Here is a 26,171-nt window from a genome sequence, read left to right on the forward strand (position 1 = left end):
GAACAGTTCCTTCCGAAATGGGGAACACGAATATGGGCACAGATCCCTAGTCTAATCACTGTCCACCGACCGCTTTTTTCCACCTGTTGACCCACGATCCTTCTCGGAATAGAGGGAGTACCGACGGGGTTGTCAATTGAGTGTCTACTGTTGACGGCGAGCCTCAGCCAGCCGAGCCCCCTGCATCTCGCATCGCGCCTACTCCGAGGCCACCCAACCAACCTGGTCAGAGGGGAAAACCCGGTAAACAACCGCGCAGCGAGACTTCCAAGGGACTACTCTATGGTCTGAGCGCCTACGGCATCTGGGGCATCCTGCCCCTCTACTTCATCATTCTCGTTCCGGCTGGGCCATTCGAGATAGTAGCGAACCGGATCGTGTGGTCGCTGCTCTTCTGCGTCATCCTGCTCTCGGTCATGCGCGCCTGGAAACCCGCAATTGTTGCCTTCCGTAACCCACGAATACTCGGTGCTTTGACCGCAGCGGCCGTCTTGATCGCAGGCAACTGGCTGATCTATGTTTACGGTGTGACCAGTGGCCAAGCCATCGAGGCAGCCCTTGGTTACTTCTTCAACCCGCTGGTATCAGTCCTGATGGGTGTCATCATTCTCAAAGAGCGGCTACGGCGGCTTCAGTGGGTAGCAGTGGCCGTCGGCTTTGTCGCCGTCGTCGTCCTTGTTGTGGTCTATGGAAGCGTCCCCTGGATTGCGCTGGGACTAGCCTTCAGCTTTGGCTCCTACGGTTATGTGAAGAAGCGTGTTGGGCGGCGCGTGGACGCAATTTCCAGCCTGAGCATCGAAACAGCCGTGCTGGCCCCACTGGCTGGTGGGTTCATGATCTGGCTCGCGGCCACAGGCGGGGCAACACTGTTGAGCGAGGGAGCAGACCACTTCTGGTGGATGGCCTCCTCGGGCATCATCACCGCTGTGCCGCTGATCTTCTTCGGCGCAGCTGCGGGACGGCTGCCGCTGAGTTCGATGGGCATGCTGCAATACATGACGCCAACACTGCAGTTCGTGATTGCCCTTGTGTTCCTCAACGAGGAGATGCCATTGGAGCGCTGGCTCGGTTTTGGCCTCGTCTGGGTGGCCCTGGTCATCCTGACAGTGGACATGCTCCGGGTTGCCCGCACCAATAGGCATCTAAGACGCGTGGCCTAACCACCCCGCGGAATAACCTTCTGTTGCCTGTGATTGTGGCTTGTTAGCGCTCGGTACGCTGCCAGTCCCTGGGGACCACCACCATGGGCACGGGCAATCCACGAAGCATCTTGTTCGCCGTCGACCCGATGAACAACTGCCTTCGCTGGGCGAGGCGGCTGGACCCGACGATCACCAGTTCGCCCGGATCCCAGTCGACGTCGTCCATGGCCTGTTCGATACTCCGACCGTGAGCGACGGTGACGGTGGATTCATGATCCTGGGGAAGCTGATCCTGCGCCTTACTCAACAAGGTTCTGGCGTGTTCGTGTGCTGTCTTCACCGTGTCGATGGGGTGGGTGGTCCCGTGGGCATCCAGAGCGACAAGAGAGATCAGGCGCAGCGGCAAGCCTCGACGAGCGGCCGCTTCCACAGCGACATCCAGGACCGCGTCGGCCCCGGTCCGTCCGCCAACTGCACAGGTGAGCCGGGTCAGCTTGTCGCGGTGGCGGTAACCGCGCGGAGCGAGAGCCACGGGCACAGACGAGGCATGGAGCAGTGCGGTGGCTACCGTGCCAACGGTGAAGCGGCGCAGCAACCCGGCATTGGTGGGCCCAATGACTATCAGCCCGGCGTTGAGATCCTGGGCCGTCTCCAGTAGTCCCTCGGCGAATGAGTCGGCGACACGAACGTGGGTTTCAGATTCGAGTCCAGCTGGCAATTCGTCCTGCGCCCGCTTGAGACTCTCTTCGGCGGCTTTTGCCCCTTTGGCAACGCTGCCATCCTGGGGCGGATTGAGGACGGTGACCAAATCGATTTTGGCGCCTTGCGTCATTGCAAGCGACGTGGCGAGGGCAACTGCGTCCCGCGCTCGCTCGGTTCCCGTGAAGCCAACTACATATCGCATCGAACAACCCTTCTGACGATTCCGCGAGCCATGACTCTCGTGCGTCATTGCACCTTTGTAGCAACTCTAGACGCCAGAGCCACTTCACAACACTTTCACAGGTTGAATCCGGAATAGGCGAGCCCGCGCGCTGTGGCGATGCAGAGCCAGTCGTTAAAAAGAGCAGCGGCTCACCGGAGATACGGTGGGCCGCTGCTCGTGCCATTAGCGTTGGGCTTTCAGCACTGCGACCGAATGGCCGCCTCGAGAACGTTCAACCCGTCTTCCAGGACGTCATCACCGATGACGAGCGGAGGCAGAAGCCGAACCACGTTCCCGTAGGTACCGCAGGTGAGGATGATGACGCCCTCCTTGAGGCAATACTCGGAGATGGCTTTGGTGGCACTCGCGTTGGGCGCTTTGCCGCCGGGCATCACCAATTCAATGGCCAACATGGCGCCTCGGCCGCGCACCTCGCCGATGATGCTCTTATCGCCGAGGTCAGCGGCGACTGCATGCAACCGCGTCATCGCCACGGAACCAATGTGCTGGGCCCTCGCGTTCAGATCCAGGTCTTTCATGATGCCGATAGCTGCCACCGCTGCTGCACAGGCAACAGGGTTACCGCCGTAGGTTCCCCCGAGTCCGCCGGGATGGACCGCATCCATCAATTCAGCGCGACCAGTAACCGCCGAGAGAGGCATACCGCCAGCGATTCCTTTTGCCATGGTGATGAGGTCTGGGACGACGCCCTCATGGTTGGCTGCGAACCAGTCACCGGTGCGGCAGAATCCCGACTGGACCTCGTCGGCGATAAAGACGATGCCCTTCTCCTGTGCCCATTCGGCGAGCCGAGGGAGGAAACCGTCAGCCGGAACAATGAATCCACCTTCACCCTGGATGGGTTCGATCAGCAGTGCCGCGACGGATTCCGAGCCGATCTGCTTCTCTATGGCGAGGATGGCGCGCTCGGCGGCTTCCTTGCCGTTGATATTTTCGTTCTCCTCGCGGAAGGGGTAGCTCATCGGCGCCCGGTAGACCTCCGGAGCGAAGGGACCGAACGTTCCAGCGGGGCTCGACTTGTAAGGCATAGCTTTCGCCGTGAGCGCCATGGTGAGGTTGGTACGGCCGTGATAGGCGTGGTCGAAGGCGACGACGGCGGGCCGACCAGTTGCCATGCGCGCGATCTTCACGGCGTTCTCGACCGCCTCAGCACCCGAGTTGAAGAGGACACTTCGCTTCTCGTGATCGCCTGGGGTCAACTCGGCAAGTAGCTCCGCAACCTCGATGTACCCCTCGTAAGGGGCAACCATGAAACACGTGTGAGTGAAGTGCCCAACCTGTTCACGCACGGCAGCGGCGACAGCGGCGTTGGAGGCCCCCACGCTGGTGACGGCAATGCCGGAACCCAAGTCGATGAAGGAGTTCCCGTCGACGTCGGTGACGATAGCGCCGTCGGCGTCTGCCACATAAACGGGTACGCCAGAGGCCACGCCTGCCGCAACTGACTTGGCCCGGCGGGCCGCGAGCTCCTGCGAGCATGGCCCAGGGAATGCTCCGTTGATGCGGCGTTTCTGTTCAATACGGTATTGCGGATCAATGGCTTGTGTAGTCATGATGAATCGGCCTTTCTAGACGTCGAGCGCGCTCATGACGTGCTTGACCCGGGTGTAGTCTTCGACGCTGTACATGGACAGGTCCTTGCCGTAGCCGGAGCTCTTGAAGCCACCATGCGGCATCTCGGCGACGAGGAGGATATGAGTGTTGATCCACACTGCGCCGAAATCCAGGTCGCGGCTCAAGCGCATGGCCGTGCCGTGATTGGTGGTCCAGATACTTGACGCCAGTGCGTATTCGACATCGTTGGCCATTTCCACGGCCTCCGCTTCCGAGGTGAATTTCTGAACGGTGATGACCGGTCCAAAGGTTTCCTTCTGGATGATGTCGTCATCCTGGCGGGCGCCGGAGATAATGGTGGGCTCGTAGAAGAAGCCTGTCTCCCCGGCGCGCTTTCCGCCCGTTTCCACGTGGCAGTGTGCCGGCAGTGCATCCATGACGGCGCTAACCGAGTTGAAGTGGTTGATATTGTTCAGCGGACCAAAGTAGTTCTTGCTGTCGTCAGCGTGCCCGGTTTCCAAGGTCTTGGTGTGTTCAACCATTGCTGCGGTGAATTTATCGTGGATGGACTCCTCAACGAGGACCCGGGTGATGGCGGTGCAGTCCTGGCCGGCATTGAAGAACGAGAATTCCGCAATTGCGGCCGCGCTCTTCTTGATGTCGGCGTCAGCGAAGACAACGGCTGGGGCCTTGCCCCCGAGCTCCAGGTGAGCGCGCTTGAGGGTCTTTGCGGCCCCGGTCGCGACAGCGATACCTGCCCGGACGGATCCGGTGATCGAGACGAGCCCGGGAACCTTGTGCTCCACGAGCATACTTCCGGTCTCCCCTGTACCGAGGACAACGTTCAGAACACCGGCTGGCAGGATGTCTTTGGCGATGTCCGCCAAGACAAGCGTTGATTCCGGGGTGGTGTCCGAGGGTTTGAGGACCACGGTATTACCGGCAGCCAACGCTGGGCCAATCTTCCAGATACCCATGAGAAGGGGGTAGTTCCACGGTGTCACCTGCGCCACGACGCCGATCGGCTCGCGGCGGACGTAGGAGGTGTGACCCTCAAAGTATTCACCGGCGGACTTACCCTCCATGAGACGTGCAGCTCCGGCGAAGAACCGCAACTGGTCCGCTCCGACGGCAACTTCTTCCTCCGCGATAAGCTGGCGTACCTGTCCGGTATTGCGGTGCTGTGCTTCGACGAGTTCGTCGCTGCGGGCCTCCATGGCGTCAGCGAGCTTGAGAAGCATCAGTTGCCGCTGACCCGGGGTGACACGCTTCCACGTTGTGAAAGCTGCCGCCGCTGCGCTCATCGCGGCGTCGACGTCGGAGTGGTTGGAGACGGGCGCTTTGGCGACTACTTCTCCGTTGACAGGGTTGACGATGTCTAGCATCTCGGTACCAGCGGGGGTGACGAATTCGCCATTGATGAAGTTCTGAAGATTGTGGACCACAGTGCTTTGTCCCTTTCGGTGAAGTTGAGTGAGCCGTTTCACACTTGACCTTACGTGCAATATGGGTTCTCCCTCCACGGCGGAACGCACAATTACTAACGCTATGGTTAGTGCACTTGACTAAGAATCCAGTCAACAAAGGCTAGGCTTTTTGCATGGCCATCACCCTGCGCACTCTGCTAGCGTCCCGTTCGCTGAACCTCAACCCGGCCGGTCCGGCGCTGGCGGTCGAGAACATGCCCATCGCGTGGGTAGCCATGACAGAACTCGAAGATCCACGCCCGTTCCTCACCGGTGGCGAAGTGGTCCTGACCACGGGCATCCGGCTGAAGACAACAACGACTCAACGCGCTTTTGCCCGCCATGTGCACGCCGCCGGTTCGCTCGCCCTGGGATTCGGCGTCGGGCTGGGGCACCGAAAAGCCCCCGCCGCGGTCCTCGAGGAAGCAGCAGAGTTGGGTCTGCCCGTTTTCGAAGTTCCCTACGAGACCCCGTTCATGGCCATCGGAAAACTCGTGGCAGACGCGCAGTCCGCGGAACATTACCAATACCTTGAAAACCTACTGACCCAACATCAGGTTCTGGCCGCCAGCCTGCTTGGCGGCAAAGGCCTGCCAGCACTACTGCGGGAGCTGGCGTCCATGCTGCGGACCGACGTCGCGCTCTGGCAGTACGGCACGGAGCTGCTGTCCACGGGACCATCCGGGCAAGATCACCAGTGGCATCGGGTGCCGATCGCCACTGGTTTGAAGGACCGCTGCACACTGGCCATGGCCGAACCGTACAGCCGCAACCCCATCGTGGATTATGCGCAGAGCCTCATCAGCCTGGAGCTGAGTAACCAAGCGACGCTGCGGTCTCGTTCCCGGGCCGCAAACGGACAACTGCTGTCCGACGTCGTCTCCGGCTTCCTGTCCGGTCCGGATGCGGAACTGCGACTGGCGGCGGCGGGAATCGACGTCGGCGCAAAATGGTCCGTCCTGCTGGTCGAGGCGGCATCCGGGCAGCGACGTGCCCTGCGGACCCTGCCGCTACCGTCCATTTTCGACCAATCGGCGACCGCACTCGTTGACGAGCGGCTGGTCATCATGACAACGGCGACCCCCTCCCAGGTGGACGGCCTCGCCGAGTATCTTTATAGCGCGGGGTTGACCGCTCGCATCGGCATGGGCGGAACCTACAGCAAGGCGAGCGGGTTGAGGTGGAGTTACTTCGAGGCCAGGGAATCGCTGACCCGCGGCCGGTCAGTGAACCTGCCGGACAAGCTCAGCCTGACGTCGTTGTTGCTCGCCAGTACCGATGTCCCGCTCGGCGATCTAGCGGCAGAGTCGCTGAACCCCGTGACGGCCTTCGACAAAAAACACGACGCCGATCTGCTCAGGACGTTGGAGAGTTACCTTGAGCTTGATGGTTCAGTGGCAGCCGTTGCGGACTCCATGGAGTTACACCGCAACACGGTTCGGTACCGGCTTCAGCAAGTCGCAAAATTATCCGGCCACGACCCGACGACGACGGCGGGACGTGTCCACCTTTATCTCGCCGTGCACTGGATGCGGCTCGGGTGAGGCGGGACGTCGGCTGCTGCCTTTCAAGAAGCTCTGCAGCTCATCCCAGCTTCACGAGAGTAAGCATCAACGCCTCTCCACGAAGGGCAAACCAGCACGACGCCAACCGACTGGCAGCGAGCGGACGATGTAATGATCATGGTCCGCGTCTCCCCGGCGCATGGCAAGGTCATGCACGGCATCGGAGCGTTGGGCGTGCACGCTGGCTGCTATGGGGTCTGCTGCTTCTTGTGACGTATCGCCTCCAGCTGCCAATGCGACGACATGAACGGTGTCGCCGATCTGCTCGAAGACTTCATGGGTTTCCCACACCACCCGCGTTTCCGGCTCGCGATTCACAATCTCAGCCTCAGTCGCCCGCGCTTCCTCCTCAGTCGCAACAACTGCGATCAGCGGTTCGGGCTCTTCAGGACCAGAACGTGCGTAGAGGATTCGGATCGTACTCGAGACAAGTTGTTCAACCATGGCGCTCGCCCTCACCAGCGAGAATCGCGTTGTAGCCCTCCCGGTACGTCGGGTAGATGAACTCAAATCCGGAGGCCCGTAGAAGGGCATTGCTGCACCGCTTGTTTCCACCGCGGGACCGTTCAGAAGGCGTTCCCTCGAACAGCTCCTGTCCGAGGCGGGAAGCAAGGAACTCCAGCACCTCGCGCAGATCTACCGGCTCGTTGTCTACGCCCACGTAGATCGGCTCCGGCGCCGTGGACGTCGTCGTCAAATGCACGATGGCGGCCGCAGCGTCGTCGCGGTGGATGCGGTTGGTCATGCGCGGGTTGGCAGGGAGCTCCGCCGACCCGCTACGCACCTGATCTATCAGCCGGGTCCTCCCGGGGCCGTAAATACCCGCAAGCCGAAGTACCACAGATCCCGGCAGCCGGGCATGCAGGAGCCGTTCAGCTTCACGCACCGCACGGCCAGTCTCCGACCCGGGGACAGCCGGTGTGCTTTCGTCCACCACGCTGCCGTCGTCGTCGGAATAAACCGTCGTCGACGAAACGAAAAGCACCCTCTCCGGGGTCACGCCATCACGGTTCAGAGCGTGCACCAACCGCTCGACAGCGCCGGAATAGGCGATCTCGTACGCTTCGCGGGTCCGTTCATCAGCGGCCGCCGTCAGAATGATGATTTCGGTCTCCGGTGGAATGACGGGAAGTTCCCGGGCCAGGTCCGCCTCAACGCCCTCGATGGGATCCGGCAGCAGTTCCGGTGATCGGCGCCACCCCACCACCCGGTACCCGGCCGCAGTGAATCGCAGCCCCGCTTCCGTGCCCAGATCGCCGCATCCGATGATGAGGACCGTAGCCGAGTGGGTCAACTGCGCAGATATGTGAGTGCCATCCATGTACCCACAATATAGGGCCACGTGAATACAGGGATGGGCGTCGCGGAGAGCAAAATCGCCAGCGGAACCGTCAGTGCTGCCGCTAGCAGCGCGACGACGACGCAGCGCCGGGTAGGCCGCTCAAAAATAACGGCCACGGCAACCGCCGTCAAAACCGCGGAATAACCGAGGAGACCGTCCTGAAGTGCCGTCCCGTCGTCGTGCCCGAAGAAACCCAGACCGACGGCCGCCCACCCCACAAGCCCGGCAACAACGCTGCCCGCGAGCGCCGTCAATCCGAGGCGCCAGTGAATCACCAGGAGCCCAGCCAACAGCAGCGCACCGGACAATGCGTTGTTGACAAGGAGGACCTGGGAAATATTGGTCAGCACCGATTGCCCGGCGGCCATCAGAGGTTCCAGTGACGGCCCAGACTCGGCTTGCACCGATGCTGTGGGCTGCTTGACACCGCGGCTCGCCAAGAGAGCCACCGCTCCGCTGATCAGACAGAATGGCGCTGTCAGAACCGGCAGTTCCACCTTTGACAGAGCGCCTGCTCGGACCGATGCAGCCACCGCTGCCGCAACCGGACCACAGACCAGTCCGCCAACCGCCGCCACTGCTGACGCCGTCGCTCCTGAATCGAACGTCAGATACGATGCAGCTCCCACGAGCGCACCGCAATAGCCGAACATCCCGGCTGCGCTCGCAGCCTTACGAACCCGCTTCATCCACACGCTTGACGCCGTTGCAGCAACCGTTCCCACCAATACCGGCAACAACATCACCGGATCATCAAGCGCAATGGCAACTGCCACCAGAAGTCCGGCGGCAACACGAGGAAAGAGCACGACGTCGCCCAGTTGTTCCACCAGCACGCGCGCCCAGTAAGCAGGCCGCAGGGCGGAACGGAGGGTTGGGGTCATCTACCCAGCGTAGTGCGTTCATGTGGCGTGATGTCGTGAGCCTCCATAGGGTAGAGGGATGCATAAAACCCGATCCCTCAGTTGGGCTGGACTCGACGGTTCTGCACGTCTGGACACCGCCGACTTCACGTTCCACCCGGATCGGCTGACAGCCGAGGGATCGCTCCGATCCGAGGAGTACACCTGCCAGTGGTCGTTGGAAACCACCCACGGTTGGGTAACCCGCCGCCTCACCGTTTCTGTACAGGGCAGCGGCTGGTCGAGGGGCCTAGAACTGTCCCGGAGCGACGACGGCATCTGGACCTGCAGCGGCCACACAGAAGGCAACCCTGGCCTCCCACCGCCCGGTATCGCGGACCCAACGCTGCTCGCCGAAGCGCTCGACTGTGACCTGGGGCTCAGCCCAGCCACGAACACGATGCCGATCCTCCGGCTGGACCTCCTCACCAGTGAGAAAGCCCCGGCCGACGAAACACAGCTGACCATGGCGTGGATCGATCTACCCAGCCTGCAGGTTCTGCCCAGTACCCAGGTCTATACACCGGTCCGAGCGCTCCAGCCGGGCCTCGACGCCGTTGTCCTCTACAGCTCTGGCAGCCGCGGTTTCGCCGCCGAACTGACCGTCGATGAAGACGGCGTGGTAGTCGACTATCCGGGGCTGGCCCGCCGCATCCGCTAGGGTCCCTACCGGAGAACACGTACGCTTGATCGTGTTGTTTTCCGCCCACGAACGGCAGCCATGAATCCCCTCCCCGACTCCATCGACATAGGTCTGATCCTGGACCTCACCGGCGTCTTCTTCTTTGCCATGTCCGGGTGTCTTCTGGCCGTGCGCAAAGGGTTCGATCTGGTGGGCTCGCTGGTCCTCGGATCACTCGTGGGCCTGGGTGGAGGCGTCCTCCGCGACATCATCCTCAACCAGGGGCCACCTGCCGCCTTCTCCAACCCCGTCTATCTGCTGCCGCCACTCATCGCCACACTGCTCGTCTACTTCATGTCCTCCCACGTGGAACGGCTAGGGAGTTGGCTGATGCTTTTCGACGCCGGTGGGCTGGCCCTGTTCTGCATCACCGGGACGGTCAAGGCCCTCGAATACGGCATGAACCCCGTCTCCGCAGCGTTACTGGGTGTTACCTCGGCCGTAGGCGGCGGACTGCTGCGCGACATCGCAGCCAACGAAATTCCGCAACTCTTCGATTCCCGAGACATCTACGCGTTCCCCGCCTTCGTCGGGGCAGCCCTGGCCGCCGTCATCTGGATCAACGGCATCTACAACCTGTGGACCGGGATGTCCATTGCCGTCGTCGTGCTCACCTTCCGCGTTCTGGCCTGGAAATTCAGTTGGCATGCTCCGCTGGCCGTGCGCGGATGGATCCGCCAACGGCGAACCTAAACAGAGACCGGCCGCCTGGAACGGCTAAGATTGGCATACATCCACCATCGACCCGGGAGAGCCCATGGCGAACATGTTTCTGGAGAAATTCCGAGCTCTGGTTCCAAAGTATCTGGATGACGAATGGCAGGCCGAAGACGGTCTGGCCGTCGAAGAACTGGACGAGCTACTTGGCGACCACAACTTCGACATCCCGCTGGTACTGCTGGAGTTCTACTCCGCGCTGGGTGGATGCGAAGACATCATGGAGGCGTACTACTACTTCTGGGACCCGGACGAACTGGAAATCGAAGACGGCTACCTGCTGTTCCTCGAGGACGAGGACGAGGATTACACATGGGGTTTCCGCAAGGATCAGCTCGACGTCCCTGACCCCATAGTCTGGCGCCGGAACAACGCGCGGGGAACCTGGCAGAGCGAGGAAGGCACCTTCAGCGAGTTTGTCTTTGACCACTTTGAGTGGGTCTTCGAAGACGAGGACGCCGAGGAGTCCTGACCATGTGGGCCAGCCACGCACCCACCGGATACGAATGCCCGTTCTGCGACCTGGCATCCGGCCGGTTCCAATCCCCGGGTAACCTCTGTGCGCCCGGGGACATCATTTATTCTGATTCCCTGGTCCTGGCCTTCATCGCATCTCACGGCTTTGAACCGCAGCCGGGCCACGTGCTAGTGGTCCCCCGAGATCACTATGAGCTGCTCTATGAACTGCCCGACGACGTCGCCTCCCGGATCATGACCGTTACCCGTGACATGGCCATTGCGATCAAGAAAGCCTGGACACCAGACGGCATTTCAACCCGCCAACACAATGAACCGGCTGGCAGCCAGCACGTGTGGCACTACCACCAGCACGTCTTGCCGCGATGGCACGACGACGGCTTCTACTTCACGCCGAAACGGCCCATTGTTCCGCCGTCCGTCCGTGCGCGAAAAGCAGCGGAACTGCGGGCGGCCTTGTGACTCTGCTGGCTGTGCTGCTCCGTAGCCGTGCTGCTGGTCCGTAATCCAGCAACATTGGCACCTGGAGTGGCGTGTCGCTGACTAAAACGCCGCTGACCTGGCCCACGAGCCCGGCAAAGTTGCTGGATTTGGGACGAGCTTCAAGCCGCTATCGAACTACCCTGCCCGCCAGGACCTGCTGGATCTCGGCAAGCACCCTTTCCCGATCAAACATGATGTCCTCATAGCAGTACCTCAGCACCAGATAGCCGCCCAGAATGCTCATATTATTCCGGCGTCGGTCTCTGCGCAGTGCGCGACGGTCGGAATGGAAGGCGGCACCGTCCATCTCGACAACCAGGAAGCCCTCAAGCAGGAAGTCCACCCGGCCCACTCCCGGGATATGTACCTGGGTTTGCGTGTGTATGCCCGCATCTCGAAAAAGTAGGCGAGCCACTACTTCGATGGCAGAATCCGCGCATCCGGTCACCCGGTCCAGCGCTGCCCGCGCCTTACCGTTGCGATTTCCGTTGAGTTTCTCAAGCAACAGTGGTTTTACCGGCTCGCCCCTGCGCATTACGCCTTCGACCATGACAGCTGCTTCGAGCTCCGGCAGACAACGTAATGCATGCAGGAGAACATCGATCATGCCAACCATCGGCAGTGTGTGATGGACCGGAACAGTACGCAGCTCATGATTAACGTGATCGCCCGAGCTGCCATCAGGGCAGCTCACGTGATGCTGTTTGGGCGGATAGAGCCGCCAGAGGCCGTAGTGCTCGGCTGCTGACGCGCAGGTCGTCAAACCGTTATGCAACACAGCGGCCGTGAATTCCGGAATGGCATCGGGTAAAGCAAAGACTCCGCGCTGCGGTCGCAGAACCAGGCCGGAGTCAAGGCTGCGAGCCAGAGCTCTCTTGGTAATGCCACGCTCGAGCAGCGTCTTGGTTCGGGCGACCGTGCCGAGAGAGCGCAGGGTTTTTACAACATCCATGCCTCAGAATGGACGGTTCGTGATGGTCGTTGCGCCCCACTAAGTGCCTTTGTGGATAGCGCAGGTGGAAATAAGCGCTGTGGAGGACAAGACGGCGTCCGCAATGCAGCCACTTTGGGTACCCGGCGCGCGCGTCCCGCACCAACACGCCGTCGAACACGTCCCTAGCAGCAGCAAAGTTGCTGGATTTGGGACAGAGTCACACTTCCCGTTCGACGACGGCCAGGGCGAACCCCTCAAGCGCGTTCTTCACCGAACTATCCGGCAGCGGCTCAAGTGCGGTAATCGCATCCGCTGACCACTGGCGAGCCACCGCCCACGCCTCTTGGGTAGCTGAGTGCCCACGCAGCGCTTTCACCGCGCGCTCAAGTGATGCGTCCATGGATAGATCACCATCGACCAGAGCGAGTACATCGACCGCCGAGGAGTCGCCCGCCGCCGCGGCCTTTCGGAGCAGCAACACCGGCAGTGTGGGAATTCCCTCACGGAGATCGGTTCCGGGCGACTTACCCGACTTCACCTTGATCCCAGCAACATCGATCACGTCGTCGGCCAGCTGGAAGGCAACGCCCACCTTCTCGCCGTACTTCACCATGATGTTGGTGACCTCATCGCCCGCGTTGGCGAAAATTGCGCCAAGCTGCCCGGACGCAGCAACCAGGGACCCGGTCTTGTCTTGGATGACCGAGAGGTAGTGCGCCACCGGATCTTCGCCGTCGCGCGGCCCAACGGTTTCATGGAGTTGCCCCAGACAGAGCCGCTCGAAAGTCCTGGCCTGAATGCCTAGAGCCCGGGAACCAAGTTCAGATACCAGAATGGAAGCGCGCGCGAAGATGAGGTCGCCGGTGAGGATCGCCACCGAATTACCCCAGATCTCATGGGCCGTTGGCGCCCCGCGCCGGTATGGCGCCGAATCCATGACGTCGTCGTGATAGAGCGTGGCCAGATGCGTGAGTTCGACGACGACGGCGGCGCTGATGACCTCTGGACGGGACGGATCCCCCAGATGCGCAGCAAGAATGGTCAGCAACGGCCTGATCCGCTTTCCTCCGGCTTCGACCAGGTGACGCGACGTTGCATCAGCCAGCGGATCGGAGTTGGAAATAGCTTCGCGGAGTTGCTTTTCTACCTTGGCCAGCGACATCGAGATCGCCGGACCCAGTTCGTCATCTTCCGCAATCGTGGCGAAACCCGGAGGCAGGCGCATACTGGTGGCGATGGCGCCAGTGGACGTTTCCACTTCAATGGACGCATTCAGCCCATGGCCGGCGTGCGTCCAGCTTGGCTTCGGGGATTCAGTCACTGTCTAAGACTAACTTTTAGTAGGAGTGGTTGGTTGGTTCGATGTTGCAGGGACCATCTTTTCCAGAATGCGGATGACTCGGTCTTCAAAACCTCGTCCGCCTTGGTCCGTGAGATTCGCTAGCATTCGGACCACAAATCTCATCAGGATGGGCACTGGCATTCCGGTACGCAGCGCCAGTTTCATGATGGACGGTTTCCCGATGAGCGCAGCGAATACGCGCCCGAGGGTGAAGTGGCTCCCCCACTGGTCCCGGATGATGGTCGAGTAACGAGCCAGCTGAGCGTCGAAGGTGTCAGCACTGTGGGCGGATTGGTCCGACGTTGCGTGCGCCGAGACGATGAGATCCGCTGCATACCGCGCGGACTCCATGGCGTAGGAGATTCCTTCCCCATTAAACGGCGAGACCATGCCCCCGGCGTCGCCGAGCAGCAGTAACCCCGGCGAATAATGCGGTGTCCGGTTGAAACCCATCGGCAGCGCTGCGCCGCGGATGTCGCCCACCTGATTCGCTGGCGTGAATCCCCATTCTGCGGGCATACCAGCAGTCCATTCGCGCAGCACCTGCTTGTAATCCAGTTTGCCGAACGCCGACGACGAGTTGAGGATGCCCAAGCCCACGTTCGATGTGCCGTCGCCGACGCCGAAAACCCAACCGTACCCGGGCAGCGGATGCCCCTGAGCGTCGGGCAGCTCCAGCCAGCCCTCCATCCAGTCATCGTCGTGACGGGGGCTGGTGAAGTAGGTACGGACGGCGACGCCGAGAGGGCGGTCATCGCGCTTGGCGATGCCCATGGACAGTGCGGTCCGGGTCGAATTACCGTCCGCGGCCAGCACGACGTCGGCTGTGAAATCTTGAGTCTCGCCGGTCTTCCGACCGTTGTTGTCCAACAGTGCCGCGCGCACGCCTGAGACGCGGTCGAACTTGTCCTTCAGTACGGTGGTGACCGAGTGGGCCTCGAGGATTCGGGCACCCGCGGATTCAGCGTGGCGCGCCAACGCTTCATCGAATCCAAGCCGGGTGCGGATGAGCCCGTACTCCGGAAAGTCGGACAGCTCCGGCCAGGGCAGTTCGACGGTGCGGCCGCCGGCTATGAGTCGCAGCCCCTTATTGCGGCGCCACCCATCCGCCTCCTGGTGCGGGAGATTCAGCAGTTGCACTTCGCGAACGGCCCGTGGCGTGAGGCCGTCGCCACAAACCTTCTCACGTGGAAAACGGGTCTTCTCAAGGACCGTTACCTCGATGCCGGCTTTCGCAAGATGATAGGCAGCCGTGGATCCAGCTGGGCCTGCCCCCACAATGAGTACGGACATTTAGGTAGCTGCTCTGGAGCTGCGCCGGCGCAGTTTGGCGGACGCAGGCGACTCCGCTGGGGAAGGTTTGGTGGCACGATGGACAGCGACGATTCCGCCCGTCAGGTTCCGGTACTCCACATTGACCCAGCCTGATTCGGCGATCCAGCCCGCGAGCTGGTCCTGATTGGGCCATGCCCGGATGGACTCTGCCAAGTACACGTACGCTTCCGGGTTCGAGGCGACCTTACGTGCCACTGTAGGCAGCGCGCGCATCAGGTATTCCGTATACACGGTACGGAACGGAGCGAAAACCGGTTGGGAGAATTCGGTGATGACGAGCTTGCCGCCCGGACGCGTCACGCGGAGCATCTCAGCGATGGCTTTCCGAGGCTCGTTCACGTTGCGCAGGCCAAAAGAAATGGTGCTCGCATCAAAGCTGTTGTCTGCGAAGGGAAGCTCTGTGGCATCTCCTGCAACAAAGTCAATGTCCGGGCGTCGACGCTTACCGACCCGCAGCATGCCGAGAGAGAAATCACAGGCGACGACGTCCACTCCAGCGTCCGCGTAGGGCTCGCTGGAGGTGCCGGTACCGGCCGCCAGATCTAAGACACGCTGTCCGGGTTTGGCCCCGACGGCGTCGACGGTGACGCGCCGCCATCCACGAGCCTGCCCTAGAGACAGGACATCGTTGACGAGATCATATCGGGGCGCGACGTCGTCGAACATCCGAGCCACTTCATCCGGGCGCTTTTCCAATGATGCACGGTTCACCAGAATATTGTCTCAAAGAAAGGCCACGTCAACTAACCGGACTCGCGTCCTCGGAGTTAGGCATATCACACGAGGACCCGAGTTCCCTGCGAGCCGGAGTACGCTTGGGAAACCATGAGCAACGTGTCCCAAGTCCTTCAGGCCAAGCCATCCGTGGAATCACACCCCCCAACGCTGCGCAGCATCACCCTTCCGCTGCCGGGGCTGGATGGGACCCGGGGCCTCCTCGAGTTTGTTGCCCGCAACGATCTCCACACCTGGTTCCAGCGCGGCGATGGATTCGTCGGCTTCGGGGAAGTGGCCCGGTTCACGGCGCAAGGCCCATCGCGGTTTGAAGACGCACAAGCTTGGTGGCAGGCCGTCATCGAGCGGTCCGAGAATCAGGTGATGACTGAGGACGACGTCGCTGGCACCGGCCTCATGTCCTTCGGCTCATTTTCCTTCTCAAAGATGTCGTCCTTCGAGTCACGGCTGATCGTGCCTGAGGTCGTGGTGGGTTCACGTCACGGCAAGTCGTGGGTCACGTATATAACGGCCGACGACGGCGACTTGACCCGCGCGTCGGCGGAAGACATGTTGGCCCGGTACCTCGACGATCCCTCCGAGACGCGCGAGCGCTCCATGGGGGACGAGCTCGTGGGCGGAAAGTTGACGGAGGAGCAGTGGAAAACGGCCGTCGCCCGCGGCGTCGCCCATATCCACGCCGGGGAGTTGACCAAATTGGTGCTGGCCCGCGATGTCCTTGCGCGCCTAACGGAACCGATCGACACCGCAGGCGTGTTGCGGGAGTTGGCCGTTCGCTACCAGGACTGCTGGACGTACTCCGTCGACGGACTCATTGGCTCTACGCCGGAGATGCTGATCAAGGTAGAGAACAACTCGGCGCAAGCACGGGTTCTGGCAGGCACTCTGGACCGCTCAGATGCTCCGGACAACGACCCCTCCTACCCAGAGCGCATTCTGGCCGGATCACAGAAGCAACAGCATGAGCATCAGATCGCCATCGACTCCCTCACCCGCCAGCTGGAGCCATTCACAGCGTCCATGACATCGCACAGCGAACCGTTTGTGTTGCAGCTACCTAACGTGTGGCACCTGGCATCGGATGTCACCGCGGAACTGGCCCCGGACGACGACGGATGTTTGCCGACGTCGCTGGCACTAGTGGGTGCCCTCCACCCCACGGCCGCTGTCTGCGGAACACCAACCAGGGTTGCGGGTGAGTTGATCCGCGAGCTGGAGCACATGGACCGCGGACCATACGCGGGCCCAGTGGGCTGGATGGATGCCCGCGGAAACGGCGAATGGGGCATAGCCCTGCGCGGTGCCGTGATCGAGGACCCGACGCACATCAGGCTTTATGCGGGGTGCGGCATTGTGGATGCGTCGGTCCCCGAAGCAGAACTGGCAGAGACGTGGAGCAAGTTCAGGCCGATGATCGAGGCCTTGGGCTTGCCGTACTAGCGCGCTAGGCCCTTCATCGCGTAGTCGCCCCTGCCTGGCCAGAAGTGGCGTAAGTCACTAAGGGCAGATCCCCAATGGTAAGGTCATTCCACACCGAGGCATCGGCGAATGGGCAGCCATTACCGCACCTACGTGCAGCACCCTTGATAGACACTATGAAAGGCATTCCCGTGAAGGCACGTGTCCCCTTGATCTTTTTGGCCGCGGCCACTCTCACACTCACCGCATGCGGTGGCGGTGGCGGTGACAGTGAAGCTGGCGACAACGAACTGGGTCTGGTCGAGGCAGGAAGCCTCACCGTCTGCTCGGATATCCCTTACGCTCCATTCGAGTTCGAAGAAGGCGGCGAGTACACAGGATTCGACATTGACCTGATCCGCGAAGTTGCCAAGGGCATGGATCTGGAACTCTCGATCAAGGACGTCGGCTTCGACGGCCTCCAGAGTGGAGCATCCCTGGCTGCCGGCCAGTGTGACCTCGGAGCCAGCGCCATGTCCATTACCGAGGACCGCAAGAAGAACCTGACATTCTCTGACCCCTACTACGATTCTCAGCAGTCGCTGATGGTCCCCAAGGACTCCGACATCAAGTCCATCGAGGAACTTGAGGGCAAAACCGTTGGCGTTCAACAGGGAACGACAGGCGAGGACTACACGCGAGAGAACGTCCCTGAAAGCACCGAGGTCAAGGCCTACCCGAGCGACGCAGAGCTATTCCCGGCGCTACAGTCCGGCGGCGTCGACGCAGTCCTGCAGGACCTTCCCGTCAACATTTTGCACACCGAGGACGGCGCCTTCACGATCGTTGAGGAGTACCCCACCGACGAGCAGTACGGGTTCGCGATGAAGAAGGAAGGCTCTGAGAAACTGGCTGAAGCCGTCAACGAGTCGCTAGCCGAAGTGAAGGACAAGGGTACCTATGACGAGATCTACAACAAGTACTTCAAGGAGTAATTGAAGTTGATGTGGTCCGGACAGCGAGACTGTCCGGACCGCCTTGTTTCTGACCTCATTAAGGAAGGCACCCCCTTGTGAAACCATCCACCCGTAAGCGCCTATTCCGCGGCGTCCTTTACCTCATCTTCGTCGCCGCGTTCGCGGCCGTGATTTTTGCTGCAGACTGGGAAGCGATCAAGAGAAGCTTCTTAGACGTGGAAGTTGCTAAAGAGGCCTTCCCGGAAATCATTACGACAGCGGCCAAGAACACCGTTATCTACACCGTAATCGCCTTTGCCGGCGGTCTCTTTTTGGGCCTGCTTCTGGCCCTCATGAAACTCTCCCCCGTAGCTCCCTACCGGTGGGTTGCAACGATTTACATTGAGACCTTCCGTGGACTGCCCGCTCTGCTGGTGATCTTTGGATTCGCCTTCGCTGTTCCCATTGCTTTTAACTGGAATCCTCCCGGCGGCAGTACCGGTGCTGGCCTGCTGGCCCTGATCATCGTTTCTTCGGCCTATATCGCAGAGACCATCCGCGCTGGAATCCAAGCCGTGCCCAAAGGCCAAGTCGAGGCAGCACGTTCCCTCGGCATGCGTCCCAGTTGGACACTCGTGTCTGTGGTGCTCCCTCAGGCGTTCCGCATCATCACACCTCCGCTGACCAACGAGCTGGTCATAATCATCAAGGACACCTCACTGCTCTTCATCGCGGGCATGGCCCTTGGTGATCGCGAACTGACTACCTTTGCCCGTGACTTGACGTCCCAGACGGCAAACTCGACACCGCTGGTGCTCGGTGCGCTCCTGTACCTGGTGATCACGTTGCCGCTGACGCAGCTTGTGGCCAAGCTTGAACGATACAACCAGAGAGGCCGGTGATCCCGATGGCTGAAACCAGGGCACACTCCGTTTTGAGCAGCATCCCGGCCATTCAGGTCAACCAGTTGCACAAGAGCTTCGGAGACAATGAAGTTCTCACGGGCATCGATTTCCATGTGGACCAGGGTGAGGTGGTGTGCGTGATCGGCCCTTCTGGCTCCGGTAAGTCCACGCTCCTGCGCTGCGTCAACCGGTTGGAAGAGCCCACCAAGGGCACCATCGTCGTCGAAGGTGTGGACATCACGGACAAGGAAACAGACCTGGACAAGGTGCGCACGCGCATCGGTATGGTGTTCCAGCAGTTCAACCTGTTTCCACACCTGACGGTGCTGAAGAACCTTACTCTGGCGCAGCGCCGGGCCAAGAAGCGGCCCATGAAGGAAGCGCGCGAGGTCGCGATGAAGAATTTGGAAAAGGTGGGCTTGGCAAACCGCGCGGATGACTTCCCGTCACAGCTCTCAGGTGGCCAGCAGCAGCGTGTGGCCATTGCCCGCGCACTGTCGATGGATCCGGACATGATGCTCTTCGACGAGCCCACCAGCGCACTGGATCCAGAGCTGGTCGGTGACGTCCTTGATGTCATGAAGAAACTCGCCCAAGAGGGAATGACCATGATGGTTGTGACTCACGAGATGGGCTTTGCGCGCGAGGTGGGCGACCGTGTGGTGTTCATGGACGGCGGCGTGGTGGTTGAGCAGGGCAAGCCCGAGGACGTTCTGGACAACCCGCAGCATGAGCGGACCATCGCGTTCCTCTCGAAGGTCCTCTAGCCCAAACTGCCATTCTCCGCGAGGTCACCCTTTGCCGGCGAGGTCACCCCTTACAGGGGTGGTCCGCGCGACTAAAGGGTGATCTCGGCCGCGTTAATGACGAGGAACCGCGACAACGACGGCAACGGCAGAACGGATGTGCGCGTGCAGGTCACGGAGAGCGTCGCGACGGGTTCGGATTTCGACCACGGATCTGCCACTAATTGGTTGGCCCAGAACGTCGTCGAGCGCGTCCACTGTATTCACGAGGGTGTGCTGCACCCCGTATCCGCGGCAGATCGAGCCGATATCAGCTGCGTGCGGTGTCCCAAATAGCCGCTCGACCGTGGCTGCGTACGAATCGTGAAGACCACCGTGTTCGAGCGTCGTGAAGATACCCCCGCCGCCGTCGTTGAGCACCACGATCTGCAGGTCCGGCACCAGCTCATCCGGCCCCAGCAGCAGACCGCCGACGTCGTGCAGGAACGTGAGGTCTCCTGCGAGTAGCCGCGTGGAGATGCCAGCTGCGAGCGCGATGCCAGACGCCGTCGAAACCGTCCCGTCGATACCTGCCAGACCACGGTTGGCGTAGACATCGAGGGGGTGCCAGCCGGTGGACGCCATGAGGTCGACGTCGCGGATGGGATTCGAGGATCCGAGCACCAGGTTCCCGTCGGTGTGCTCCCAGACGGCGTCTGCAACACTAAGCCCGTTCGGGGGCTCAGTTGCCAGCAGCGTCCGAATGGCTGCGGTCGCGGCTTGGTCTGCGGTTTGCCACTGCTCGAGCCATTGCGGCAGTCCAGGACCCGCAAAGTCCAGCAGGTCGCCGAGGTTGGTGATGACCAGCTCAGTGCGGCGTCCAGGTTCGAACCACGACGCCGGCCCGGGCAGGTAGATCGCTTTCTCCACGTCGGTTCGGGCAAGAAGCGCTGCTACAGGTCGGGACAGGGTTGGCCGACCAAAGAGGACCACGCGGTCGATGTCGGGACCGATATGTTCGAGCAGCAGCCGGTAGCTGGCGATCGCGTTGGGCCCGAACCGCGCATTGGAGCTCGGTTCGGCGAGCAGCGGGAGGCCGAGCCTGTGCGCAAAAACGGATGCGGTTTCCCCGGCACCGTGCCCGGCGACGACGACGGTGCGCGCAGCCTTGTCGGCGTTCAGGAGTGTTGGCCCGCTCTTCAGGAGTTCCACCGGATTGGCTGGCGTCCGTGGTTCCACAAGGTGCTGCACTGTAGAGCGTGGTTCCGCGGCGTCTGGGATCAGTGGATCACGGAACGCAAGATTGAGCTGCACGGGTCCGGCCGGGATGTTCTCCAGCACTCCGGTGGCAGCGCTGATAGCTGCGGAGATGGCGCGGGCGGGGTTCTCCCCAGCTGCCACGTCGACCGCGAAACGCACGTGATCGCCGAAGAGGTCTGGTTGGATAGTGGTCTGGTTGGCACCGGTTCCACGGAGTTCCTCCGGCCGGTCTGCGGAGACGACGATGAGCGGGACAGCCGCGTGGTTTGCCTCCATGACCGCTGGCAGCAATTCACCTACGGCGGTGCCCGACGTCGTCACCACAGCCGCCGGCCGACCCGAACCGAGGGCCAAGCCAAGGGCTGTGAATGCGGCGTCGCGCTCGTCGATCCGCACGTGCAGCCGCACCGCGCCGTCGGCTTCCGCCTCGGCGAGCGCGTACGCCAGCGGTGCACTCCGGGATCCGGGGGCGAGGACGACGTCGCTCACTCCCCCGGACAACAGACTCGAGACGGCGGAACGGGCGGCTTCCGTGGAGGTCAGGTTGGCAGTCACCTGTCTATCCTGACAGAAACTCCCTGACGGTTAGCCGCGGTAGACCTGGATGACGGATGGCCTGGGTGCGGCGGCGTCTCCGCTACAGGCTTTCCCTCGGACGTAGTCAGGGAACAGAGAGGTGTGGGCGCCCCAGCTTCCGTCCTCGCCCGGGTGTTGGACGGAGACGAAGACCGTCCGCTCGTCGTCGTGGATGATCGGTCCGCAGGTTTCGCCGTCGCGCGGTACGGAGAGGAACTGTTCCACACGGCCGCGGTCCCGTCCCTCGAGGGTGACGCGGAACAGTCCGTCGTTGTAACCGATGGTTCCGGGCTGCCCGTCAGTGGAGATCCACAGGTTGCCCACAGAATCGAACGCGAGGTTATCGGGACAGGAAATCGGGCTGACTTGGTTGGCGGGGTATCCGCCGAAATAGGTGCTGTCGTCGGTGGTTGGATCGCCGCAGACAATGAGTAGGTTCCAGGTGAACCGCGGTGATGTCTGGCTTCCACTTTCGGTGATTTCGACGATGTGCCCTGACCTGTTGGTGGTCCGCGGGTTGGCTTCATCTGCGGGGGCGTTGGAACCGGTGCCGCGTTTGGTGTTGTTGGTGCAGGCCACATAGACCTTGCCCGTTTTGGTGTTGGGCTCCACGTCCTCGCAGCGGTCCATTTTGGTTGGTCCCACGGTGTCCGCCGCCAACCGCGTGTAGACCGCAACGTCGGCGGCCGTCATTCCCGGTACCGCGGAGGCGCCATTGATCAGCAACGGCAACCACTCCCCGACGCCGTCGAACGCCCCGTCGGAGGGTAAGCCCCCGGTGCCGTCGATCTCCGCCGTCGAGTTGCCCTGGAACCGGGCCACGTAGAGCGATCCTTCGGTAAGCAGCGTCATGTTGTGGGCACGGTCGCCTTCGATGTACTTGTTCTTGGAGACGAACTTGTAGAGGTAGTCGAACCGCTCGTCGTCTCCTGAGTAGGCCACGGCACGGCCGTCCTCGGCGATGATCACATTCGCGCCCTCGTGCTTGAATCGGCCGAGCGAGGAGTGCTTGCGTGGGGTCGATGTCGGGTCGAACGGGTCTACTTCCACGACGTAGCCAAAGCGGTTGGCTTCGTTCTCGTAGCCGGCGTTCCGGGTGTCGAATCGGGGGTCGTCAAGTTCCCAGCCGCGTCCGGTGGCTCCGGGGCCGAGCCCGTACCTACGGTCGCCGTCGGACTTTCCGGGCGTGACGAAGTACCCGTTGAAGTTCTCCTCACCGGAAAGGATGGTTCCCCAGGGTGTGGTGCCGCCGGCGCAGTTGCCAAGGGTGCCACGAATGGTTCGACCGGCCGGGTCATCTTTGGTCTGGACGAGACTGGATCCGGCAGCAGGACCGGTGAACTGGTAAGGGCTGTCCATGAGCAGCCGGCGGTTCAACGGCGCCCCCTTGACGTAGTCCCACGGCTTGTTCTTGTTGCGGCGTTGAAGTTCGACGACGGTGAGACCGTGTGCGTTGCGTCCGACGGCGCGAACTGTGGCGGCAGGCATGTTCGGCGGGAACATGATGCCTTCGTTGGTGTACTCGTGGTTAGCGAAGAGTACTGCGCGTCGCCCGTGCGATCCTGGGATCTCGAGGATATCTGTGTAGTCGTTGTTGTACCCGAATTGGCCGGCCTGCGCGTCGGGTGTCTGGTTGTTCAGGTCAAAATCTGGGACGTTGTGGAAGATCGGATCTCCCCAACGAATCACGGGCCGCCACCGGTATCCGCGGGGCACCGTGAAACGGTCTACCTTCGCATCCACCGGTTCGATGGCGCTGAAACGCAGCTTGCTCTTCTGCGGCCCACCGTGCCAGTTACCGTGGCCGTGACCGTGCCCCTTGGCGGCGGCGGGAAGGCCGGGACCGCTGACGACGAGGGTCAACGCTCCGAGCCCGCCGACACCGAGCATCTTGCGCCGGGAGTACTCGCCGGAGGCGATGTCGCGGAAGTAGCCGTTGTCAGTGGTGTTGCAGATTGCTTTGGCGCACGCATTGTCACACTTCAGGGCGCAGGTGACCGCGCTGCGCTTGCCCTTGGTGTGGCCGAGCATGGGCAGTAGTCGGTTCTTCAGATCGCTCACGGCGGGGCGCCTTCCGGTTGGGTGCGGTTTCGACCACCGTGACAAGGCCAGACGACGAGGAGCTATCGTTCCGGTGAACAGCAGGCGAACGAGCCCCGAAAACCTGACATTATGGACACATGCACTCTCATCCTGCTGCTGCGGTAGATCTCCGAGCAGGCGAACAGATGTGGGAGACGTAAGCAGCTGCGCACCCGCAAGCGGTGTCAGCGTCACCCGAATACACCGTCGAGCGCTTCGGCGACTCTCAGCGCCTGGCGAACGAACTTCTCGAGAATGTTCTCAGCGGTAGGAAACGAGCTACGGCAGAACTTGTCGCTGACTTCATTGCCCGGGGAGATCAAGTGCCCCGAATCGGATCTCATTGGATCGCATGTGACGGGCAAGGGGTGCCTCGGATCGTTATTCGAAGTACGGAACTCCGGATTGGCTCGTTTGGGAGCGCCGATGCAGCTTTCGCCTCCGACGAAGGTGAAGATGATTTAAGCCTCACAAGCTGGCAGCGCGAGCACCGCAACTACTGGAAGCGTGTCTCAGCCGCACAGGGGCGCGAATGGTCAGAGAACGACGAGATCGTCTTTGAACGCTTCGCGGTAGTGTGGCCCCCTCAACACGCCGACTCACCCCCTGATTGCCCGCCACGGAGCGACGCCACGTAGCCGTTCCCGGTCGGACTAGAGGCTCTGGTACCCGGCCACGTATGCGAACCCAACGAGCAGGCCAGCGGCGAACCCGCAGAGCACTTGAGCGCGGGTGTGCGCGCCTAGCACTACACGGGACCAGCCAACGGCCAACGGAACGACGACGGCCACCAGACCCCACGGCCCGGACAGGACTACCGCCGCGATAGCGAAAACAACGCTGACCGCTGCGTGTACCGACAGCTTCCAGAAGAGGTTCACAATAAGCACCAGAACGAGGCCAAGAACGGTGCTGGCGATCATCAGCATCAGGTGAGGAGGCGCGTCCATCAGACGAAGAACAAGGATGCCGACGGCAATGGAGCCAAGCGTGCCCAGAAGGATGGGGGCGCGCTGACGGCGTTCCCCAACATGGTGATCCGTGACCGTTCCGCGCCTGGTCAACAGGAAGATGCCTGCGAACGGTAGAGCCGTGACAAACACAATGGCCACGAATGCGGGCAACAGCCCTGTGAGCCCGTCCGCATGGATCCCGGCCAACAGCAGCATCACGGTGACCAGTACCGCCGGCGCAAACAGTTCGGTGACAAATGCTGCCGTCCGGTACAACGTGCTCCGCCGCGTCGCAGAGGTCCGCTCCATCACGTCAGGCTTCATGGAAGTCCGAGAACTTACCAGTTGCCGCAGCAAAGCGGACGTCAACGCCATCGACGTGTCCCGGTGTGGAACCGGACTCCAACACATCCCGCAGGCTATCAAGGGACGACGTCGGCCCTTCGGCAATGACGGTTACTGAGCCGTCGTCGCAATTGGTGGCCGTTCCCATTAGGTCGAGCTGATCGGCCTGACGCCGAACCCAGTATCGGAATCCCACACCCTGAACAGAACCGGTGACGGTTGCGTGCAGTCGCTGGGATGCAGTGTCATTTGCCATGCGGTGAGTTTACTGCTGCGGTATTGGCTCAGGAAAACGCTCGCGGGTTGCCTTCGACCACTGGTCTACTGCCCGGCCAGCATCGCATGGACACGGGTGAGGCGTTCCATCCACCAGCGCGTCCGATCCACTGGCGCTGCGTAACGTGCCAATAAATCGTCTGAAACCTGAACGTCCCGCACCAGTAGATAGCCGCCGTCGGGCATCAGAGGGGTGTTCGTGACGTCGCCGTCCATCAGGGACACGGTTCCCAACCCGCACGCGTAAGGCAGTTCCGGCAACGCGGCCGCCAACGCAACGCCCGCACGGATCCCTACTGAGGTGTCCAGGGCTGAACTGACGACGGCGGGGAGCCCGGCCTGCGCGACAATGTCCACTGCGCGGCGCACTCCCCCCAGCGGGGCGGCCTTGACGATGATCAGGTCCGCGGCGTCTTCGCGGGCTACCAGCAACGGGTCTGTCTCTTTGCGGACACTTTCATCCGCCGCGATCAACACGGGCACCCCTCGACGGCGCAGTTCCTCACGAACCATGCGCAGGCCAGCAATGTCAGGGACGGGTTGTTCCGCATATTCGAGCGTGAACTCAGCCAGCCGGGTCAACGCATCCACCGCTAGGTCGCGGTCCCACCCGCCGTTGGCGTCCACCCGAACCGCTGCGTCCGGCAAGAGACGCCGAACCTCGGCGACGCGGGCGACGTCGTCTTCCACCGACTGCCCACGCTCGGCAACCTTCACTTTCACAGCAGTCGCACCGCCGAAGCGCTCAAGGATGGCGGCTACGCTAGCCGGTCCAACTGCCGGGACCGTCGCGTTGATCGGGATTCGGTGACGAACTGGTTCCGGAAATCCACGCCATGCCGCTTCAAGACCGCCGCGCAACCAAGCAGCCGATTCGGCGTCGTCATATTCCGGGAAAGGGCTGAACTCACCCCACCCCGTAGGCCCTCGAAAAATCAGCGCCTCACGCTCTAGAATGCCGCGGAACTTCACTCGCATGGGCAACGTGACAACGGCAGCGTCGAGGAGGATTTCGTCCAGAGACGGCAATGGTGTATTCACTCTACAACCCTACCCACCAACGGGTTTTCGAT

26 protein-coding genes are annotated in these 26,171 nt (G+C 61.8%); 11 read left to right on the forward strand and 15 right to left on the reverse strand.

Annotation, left to right across the window (positions count from 1 at the left end; genetic code table 11):
* The first annotated feature begins 140 nt into the window (after positions 1-140).
* Entirely contained in the window at positions 141-1,160 is a 1,020-nt protein-coding gene (gene rarD / locus JOE65_RS13170) for an EamA family transporter RarD (protein ID WP_338021644.1), read from the forward strand.
* 43 nt (positions 1,161-1,203) lie between these two features.
* On the opposite strand, the gene JOE65_RS13175 is transcribed toward rarD, so the two are convergent.
* The 3 genes from JOE65_RS13175 to JOE65_RS13185 all read right to left on the reverse strand — a co-directional run bounded on the left by JOE65_RS13175 (position 1,204) and on the right by JOE65_RS13185 (position 5,087).
* Complete coding sequence (locus JOE65_RS13175; protein ID WP_205163626.1) at positions 1,204-2,046, reverse strand: universal stress protein; 843 nt, start codon at positions 2,044-2,046, stop codon at positions 1,204-1,206.
* Between the two features lie 218 nt (positions 2,047-2,264).
* Positions 2,265-3,641 carry a 4-aminobutyrate--2-oxoglutarate transaminase gene (gene gabT, locus JOE65_RS13180; protein WP_205163627.1) on the reverse strand — a complete coding sequence of 459 codons (1,377 nt, stop codon included), beginning with the start codon at positions 3,639-3,641 and terminating at the stop codon, positions 2,265-2,267.
* 15 nt (positions 3,642-3,656) lie between these two features.
* Complete coding sequence (locus tag JOE65_RS13185; RefSeq protein WP_205164204.1) at positions 3,657-5,087, reverse strand: gamma-aminobutyraldehyde dehydrogenase; 1,431 nt, start codon at positions 5,085-5,087, stop codon at positions 3,657-3,659.
* Positions 5,088-5,242: 155 nt separating this feature from the next.
* On the opposite strand from JOE65_RS13185, the gene JOE65_RS13190 reads away from it, so the two are divergent.
* Positions 5,243-6,652, forward strand: a complete 1,410-nt coding sequence (locus JOE65_RS13190; RefSeq protein ID WP_205163628.1) for a PucR family transcriptional regulator — start codon at positions 5,243-5,245, stop codon at positions 6,650-6,652.
* A 66-nt stretch (positions 6,653-6,718) separates the two neighbouring features.
* Here JOE65_RS13190 and JOE65_RS13195 read toward each other — a convergent pair whose 3' ends face one another.
* From JOE65_RS13195 to JOE65_RS13205, 3 genes are read right to left on the reverse strand one after another with little or no spacing between them, the layout of a single operon-like run.
* On the reverse strand, positions 6,719-7,117 hold the full coding sequence (locus JOE65_RS13195; protein WP_205163629.1) for a hypothetical protein: 399 nt from the start codon (positions 7,115-7,117) through the stop codon (positions 6,719-6,721).
* Entirely contained in the window at positions 7,110-7,994 is an 885-nt protein-coding gene (locus tag JOE65_RS13200) for an NAD-dependent epimerase/dehydratase family protein (RefSeq protein WP_205163630.1), read from the reverse strand. The genes JOE65_RS13195 and JOE65_RS13200 overlap by 8 nt, the downstream gene beginning before the upstream one ends.
* Positions 7,964-8,899, reverse strand: coding sequence for an urea transporter (locus tag JOE65_RS13205; protein WP_205163631.1), 936 nt, complete (start codon positions 8,897-8,899; stop codon positions 7,964-7,966). Before JOE65_RS13205 ends, JOE65_RS13200 begins: the two co-directional genes overlap by 31 nt.
* Before the next feature lie 58 nt (positions 8,900-8,957).
* Here JOE65_RS13205 and JOE65_RS13210 point away from each other — a divergent pair, with 58 nt between their 5' ends.
* The 4 genes from JOE65_RS13210 (at position 8,958) to JOE65_RS13225 (ending at position 11,255) form a co-directional block, all read left to right on the forward strand.
* Positions 8,958-9,578, forward strand: coding sequence for a putative glycolipid-binding domain-containing protein (locus JOE65_RS13210; RefSeq protein ID WP_205163632.1), 621 nt, complete (start codon positions 8,958-8,960; stop codon positions 9,576-9,578).
* Positions 9,579-9,638: 60 nt separating this feature from the next.
* Positions 9,639-10,292 carry a trimeric intracellular cation channel family protein gene (locus JOE65_RS13215; protein WP_205163633.1) on the forward strand — a complete coding sequence of 218 codons (654 nt, stop codon included), beginning with the start codon at positions 9,639-9,641 and terminating at the stop codon, positions 10,290-10,292.
* A gap of 64 nt (positions 10,293-10,356) precedes the next feature.
* Positions 10,357-10,788, forward strand: a complete 432-nt coding sequence (locus tag JOE65_RS13220) for a hypothetical protein (protein WP_205163634.1) — start codon at positions 10,357-10,359, stop codon at positions 10,786-10,788.
* 2 nt (positions 10,789-10,790) lie between these two features.
* Positions 10,791-11,255 (forward strand): HIT family protein, encoded by a 465-nt coding sequence (locus JOE65_RS13225; protein ID WP_205163635.1) that lies wholly within the window; start codon positions 10,791-10,793, stop codon positions 11,253-11,255.
* A 148-nt stretch (positions 11,256-11,403) separates the two neighbouring features.
* Here the strand turns inward: JOE65_RS13225 and JOE65_RS13230 are convergent, their stop codons facing one another.
* The 4 genes from JOE65_RS13230 to JOE65_RS13245 form a co-directional block, all read right to left on the reverse strand.
* Complete coding sequence (locus JOE65_RS13230; protein ID WP_205163636.1) at positions 11,404-12,228, reverse strand: DUF559 domain-containing protein; 825 nt, start codon at positions 12,226-12,228, stop codon at positions 11,404-11,406.
* Between the two features lie 199 nt (positions 12,229-12,427).
* Positions 12,428-13,531 (reverse strand): polyprenyl synthetase family protein, encoded by a 1,104-nt coding sequence (locus tag JOE65_RS13235; RefSeq protein WP_205163637.1) that lies wholly within the window; start codon positions 13,529-13,531, stop codon positions 12,428-12,430.
* Positions 13,532-13,540: 9 nt separating this feature from the next.
* Positions 13,541-14,845, reverse strand: coding sequence for a geranylgeranyl reductase family protein (locus JOE65_RS13240; RefSeq protein WP_205163638.1), 1,305 nt, complete (start codon positions 14,843-14,845; stop codon positions 13,541-13,543).
* Positions 14,846-15,598: a demethylmenaquinone methyltransferase gene (locus JOE65_RS13245; protein WP_205163639.1), complete on the reverse strand. Its 753-nt coding sequence runs from the start codon at positions 15,596-15,598 to the stop codon at positions 14,846-14,848.
* Positions 15,599-15,712: 114 nt separating this feature from the next.
* Between JOE65_RS13245 and JOE65_RS13250 the strand changes: the two genes are divergently transcribed.
* From JOE65_RS13250 to JOE65_RS13265, 4 genes are all read left to right on the forward strand, one after another.
* Positions 15,713-17,062, forward strand: a complete 1,350-nt coding sequence (locus tag JOE65_RS13250; protein WP_205163640.1) for an isochorismate synthase — start codon at positions 15,713-15,715, stop codon at positions 17,060-17,062.
* Between the two features lie 170 nt (positions 17,063-17,232).
* Positions 17,233-18,015 carry a basic amino acid ABC transporter substrate-binding protein gene (locus tag JOE65_RS13255; protein WP_338021645.1) on the forward strand — a complete coding sequence of 261 codons (783 nt, stop codon included), beginning with the start codon at positions 17,233-17,235 and terminating at the stop codon, positions 18,013-18,015.
* Positions 18,016-18,092: 77 nt separating this feature from the next.
* Positions 18,093-18,878, forward strand: a complete 786-nt coding sequence (locus JOE65_RS13260; protein WP_205163642.1) for an ABC transporter permease subunit — start codon at positions 18,093-18,095, stop codon at positions 18,876-18,878.
* Between the two features lie 5 nt (positions 18,879-18,883).
* Positions 18,884-19,648 (forward strand): amino acid ABC transporter ATP-binding protein, encoded by a 765-nt coding sequence (locus JOE65_RS13265; protein ID WP_205163643.1) that lies wholly within the window; start codon positions 18,884-18,886, stop codon positions 19,646-19,648.
* A gap of 93 nt (positions 19,649-19,741) precedes the next feature.
* Here the strand turns inward: JOE65_RS13265 and menD are convergent, their stop codons facing one another.
* Together menD and JOE65_RS13275 are read right to left on the reverse strand one after the other, a co-directional pair.
* Positions 19,742-21,421 (reverse strand): 2-succinyl-5-enolpyruvyl-6-hydroxy-3-cyclohexene-1-carboxylic-acid synthase, encoded by a 1,680-nt coding sequence (gene menD / locus JOE65_RS13270; protein WP_205163644.1) that lies wholly within the window; start codon positions 21,419-21,421, stop codon positions 19,742-19,744.
* Positions 21,422-21,451: 30 nt separating this feature from the next.
* Complete coding sequence (locus JOE65_RS13275) at positions 21,452-23,473, reverse strand: PhoX family protein (RefSeq protein ID WP_205164205.1); 2,022 nt, start codon at positions 23,471-23,473, stop codon at positions 21,452-21,454.
* A gap of 233 nt (positions 23,474-23,706) precedes the next feature.
* On the opposite strand from JOE65_RS13275, the gene JOE65_RS13280 reads away from it, so the two are divergent.
* Positions 23,707-24,162: an ASCH domain-containing protein gene (locus tag JOE65_RS13280; protein WP_338021646.1), complete on the forward strand. Its 456-nt coding sequence runs from the start codon at positions 23,707-23,709 to the stop codon at positions 24,160-24,162.
* A 15-nt stretch (positions 24,163-24,177) separates the two neighbouring features.
* Here the strand turns inward: JOE65_RS13280 and JOE65_RS13285 are convergent, their stop codons facing one another.
* The 3 genes from JOE65_RS13285 to JOE65_RS13295 form a co-directional block, all read right to left on the reverse strand.
* Positions 24,178-24,786 (reverse strand): phosphatidic acid phosphatase, encoded by a 609-nt coding sequence (locus tag JOE65_RS13285; protein ID WP_205163645.1) that lies wholly within the window; start codon positions 24,784-24,786, stop codon positions 24,178-24,180.
* A gap of 4 nt (positions 24,787-24,790) precedes the next feature.
* Positions 24,791-25,078 (reverse strand): acylphosphatase, encoded by a 288-nt coding sequence (locus JOE65_RS13290; RefSeq protein WP_205163646.1) that lies wholly within the window; start codon positions 25,076-25,078, stop codon positions 24,791-24,793.
* Positions 25,079-25,143: 65 nt separating this feature from the next.
* Positions 25,144-26,139 carry an o-succinylbenzoate synthase gene (locus JOE65_RS13295; RefSeq protein WP_205163647.1) on the reverse strand — a complete coding sequence of 332 codons (996 nt, stop codon included), beginning with the start codon at positions 26,137-26,139 and terminating at the stop codon, positions 25,144-25,146.
* Positions 26,140-26,171 lie beyond the last annotated feature (32 nt).

Source organism: Arthrobacter roseus, assembly GCF_016907875.1.
In the GTDB taxonomy this organism is placed as follows: Bacteria; Actinomycetota; Actinomycetes; order Actinomycetales; family Micrococcaceae; genus Arthrobacter_J; species Arthrobacter_J roseus.

Bases quoted from the DNA above. Each gene is read 5' to 3' on its own strand.
- JOE65_RS13175 (WP_205163626.1), bottom strand. From the start codon at position 2,046: ATGCGATATGTAGTTGGCTTCACGGGAACCGAGCGAGCGCGGGACGCA.
- gabT (WP_205163627.1), bottom strand. From the start codon at position 3,641: ATGACTACACAAGCCATTGATCCGCAATACCGTATTGAACAGAAACGC.
- JOE65_RS13190 (WP_205163628.1), top strand. From the start codon at position 5,243: ATGGCCATCACCCTGCGCACTCTGCTAGCGTCCCGTTCGCTGAACCTC.
- JOE65_RS13195 (WP_205163629.1), bottom strand. From the start codon at position 7,117: ATGGTTGAACAACTTGTCTCGAGTACGATCCGAATCCTCTACGCACGT.
- JOE65_RS13200 (WP_205163630.1), bottom strand. From the start codon at position 7,994: ATGGATGGCACTCACATATCTGCGCAGTTGACCCACTCGGCTACGGTC.
- JOE65_RS13205 (WP_205163631.1), bottom strand. From the start codon at position 8,899: ATGACCCCAACCCTCCGTTCCGCCCTGCGGCCTGCTTACTGGGCGCGC.
- JOE65_RS13210 (WP_205163632.1), top strand. From the start codon at position 8,958: ATGCATAAAACCCGATCCCTCAGTTGGGCTGGACTCGACGGTTCTGCA.
- JOE65_RS13215 (WP_205163633.1), top strand. From the start codon at position 9,639: ATGAATCCCCTCCCCGACTCCATCGACATAGGTCTGATCCTGGACCTC.
- JOE65_RS13220 (WP_205163634.1), top strand. From the start codon at position 10,357: ATGGCGAACATGTTTCTGGAGAAATTCCGAGCTCTGGTTCCAAAGTAT.
- JOE65_RS13225 (WP_205163635.1), top strand. From the start codon at position 10,791: ATGTGGGCCAGCCACGCACCCACCGGATACGAATGCCCGTTCTGCGAC.
- JOE65_RS13230 (WP_205163636.1), bottom strand. From the start codon at position 12,228: ATGGATGTTGTAAAAACCCTGCGCTCTCTCGGCACGGTCGCCCGAACC.
- JOE65_RS13240 (WP_205163638.1), bottom strand. From the start codon at position 14,845: ATGTCCGTACTCATTGTGGGGGCAGGCCCAGCTGGATCCACGGCTGCC.
- JOE65_RS13250 (WP_205163640.1), top strand. From the start codon at position 15,713: ATGAGCAACGTGTCCCAAGTCCTTCAGGCCAAGCCATCCGTGGAATCA.
- JOE65_RS13265 (WP_205163643.1), top strand. From the start codon at position 18,884: ATGGCTGAAACCAGGGCACACTCCGTTTTGAGCAGCATCCCGGCCATT.
- JOE65_RS13275 (WP_205164205.1), bottom strand. From the start codon at position 23,473: ATGCTCGGCCACACCAAGGGCAAGCGCAGCGCGGTCACCTGCGCCCTG.
- JOE65_RS13285 (WP_205163645.1), bottom strand. From the start codon at position 24,786: ATGGAGCGGACCTCTGCGACGCGGCGGAGCACGTTGTACCGGACGGCA.
- JOE65_RS13290 (WP_205163646.1), bottom strand. From the start codon at position 25,078: ATGGCAAATGACACTGCATCCCAGCGACTGCACGCAACCGTCACCGGT.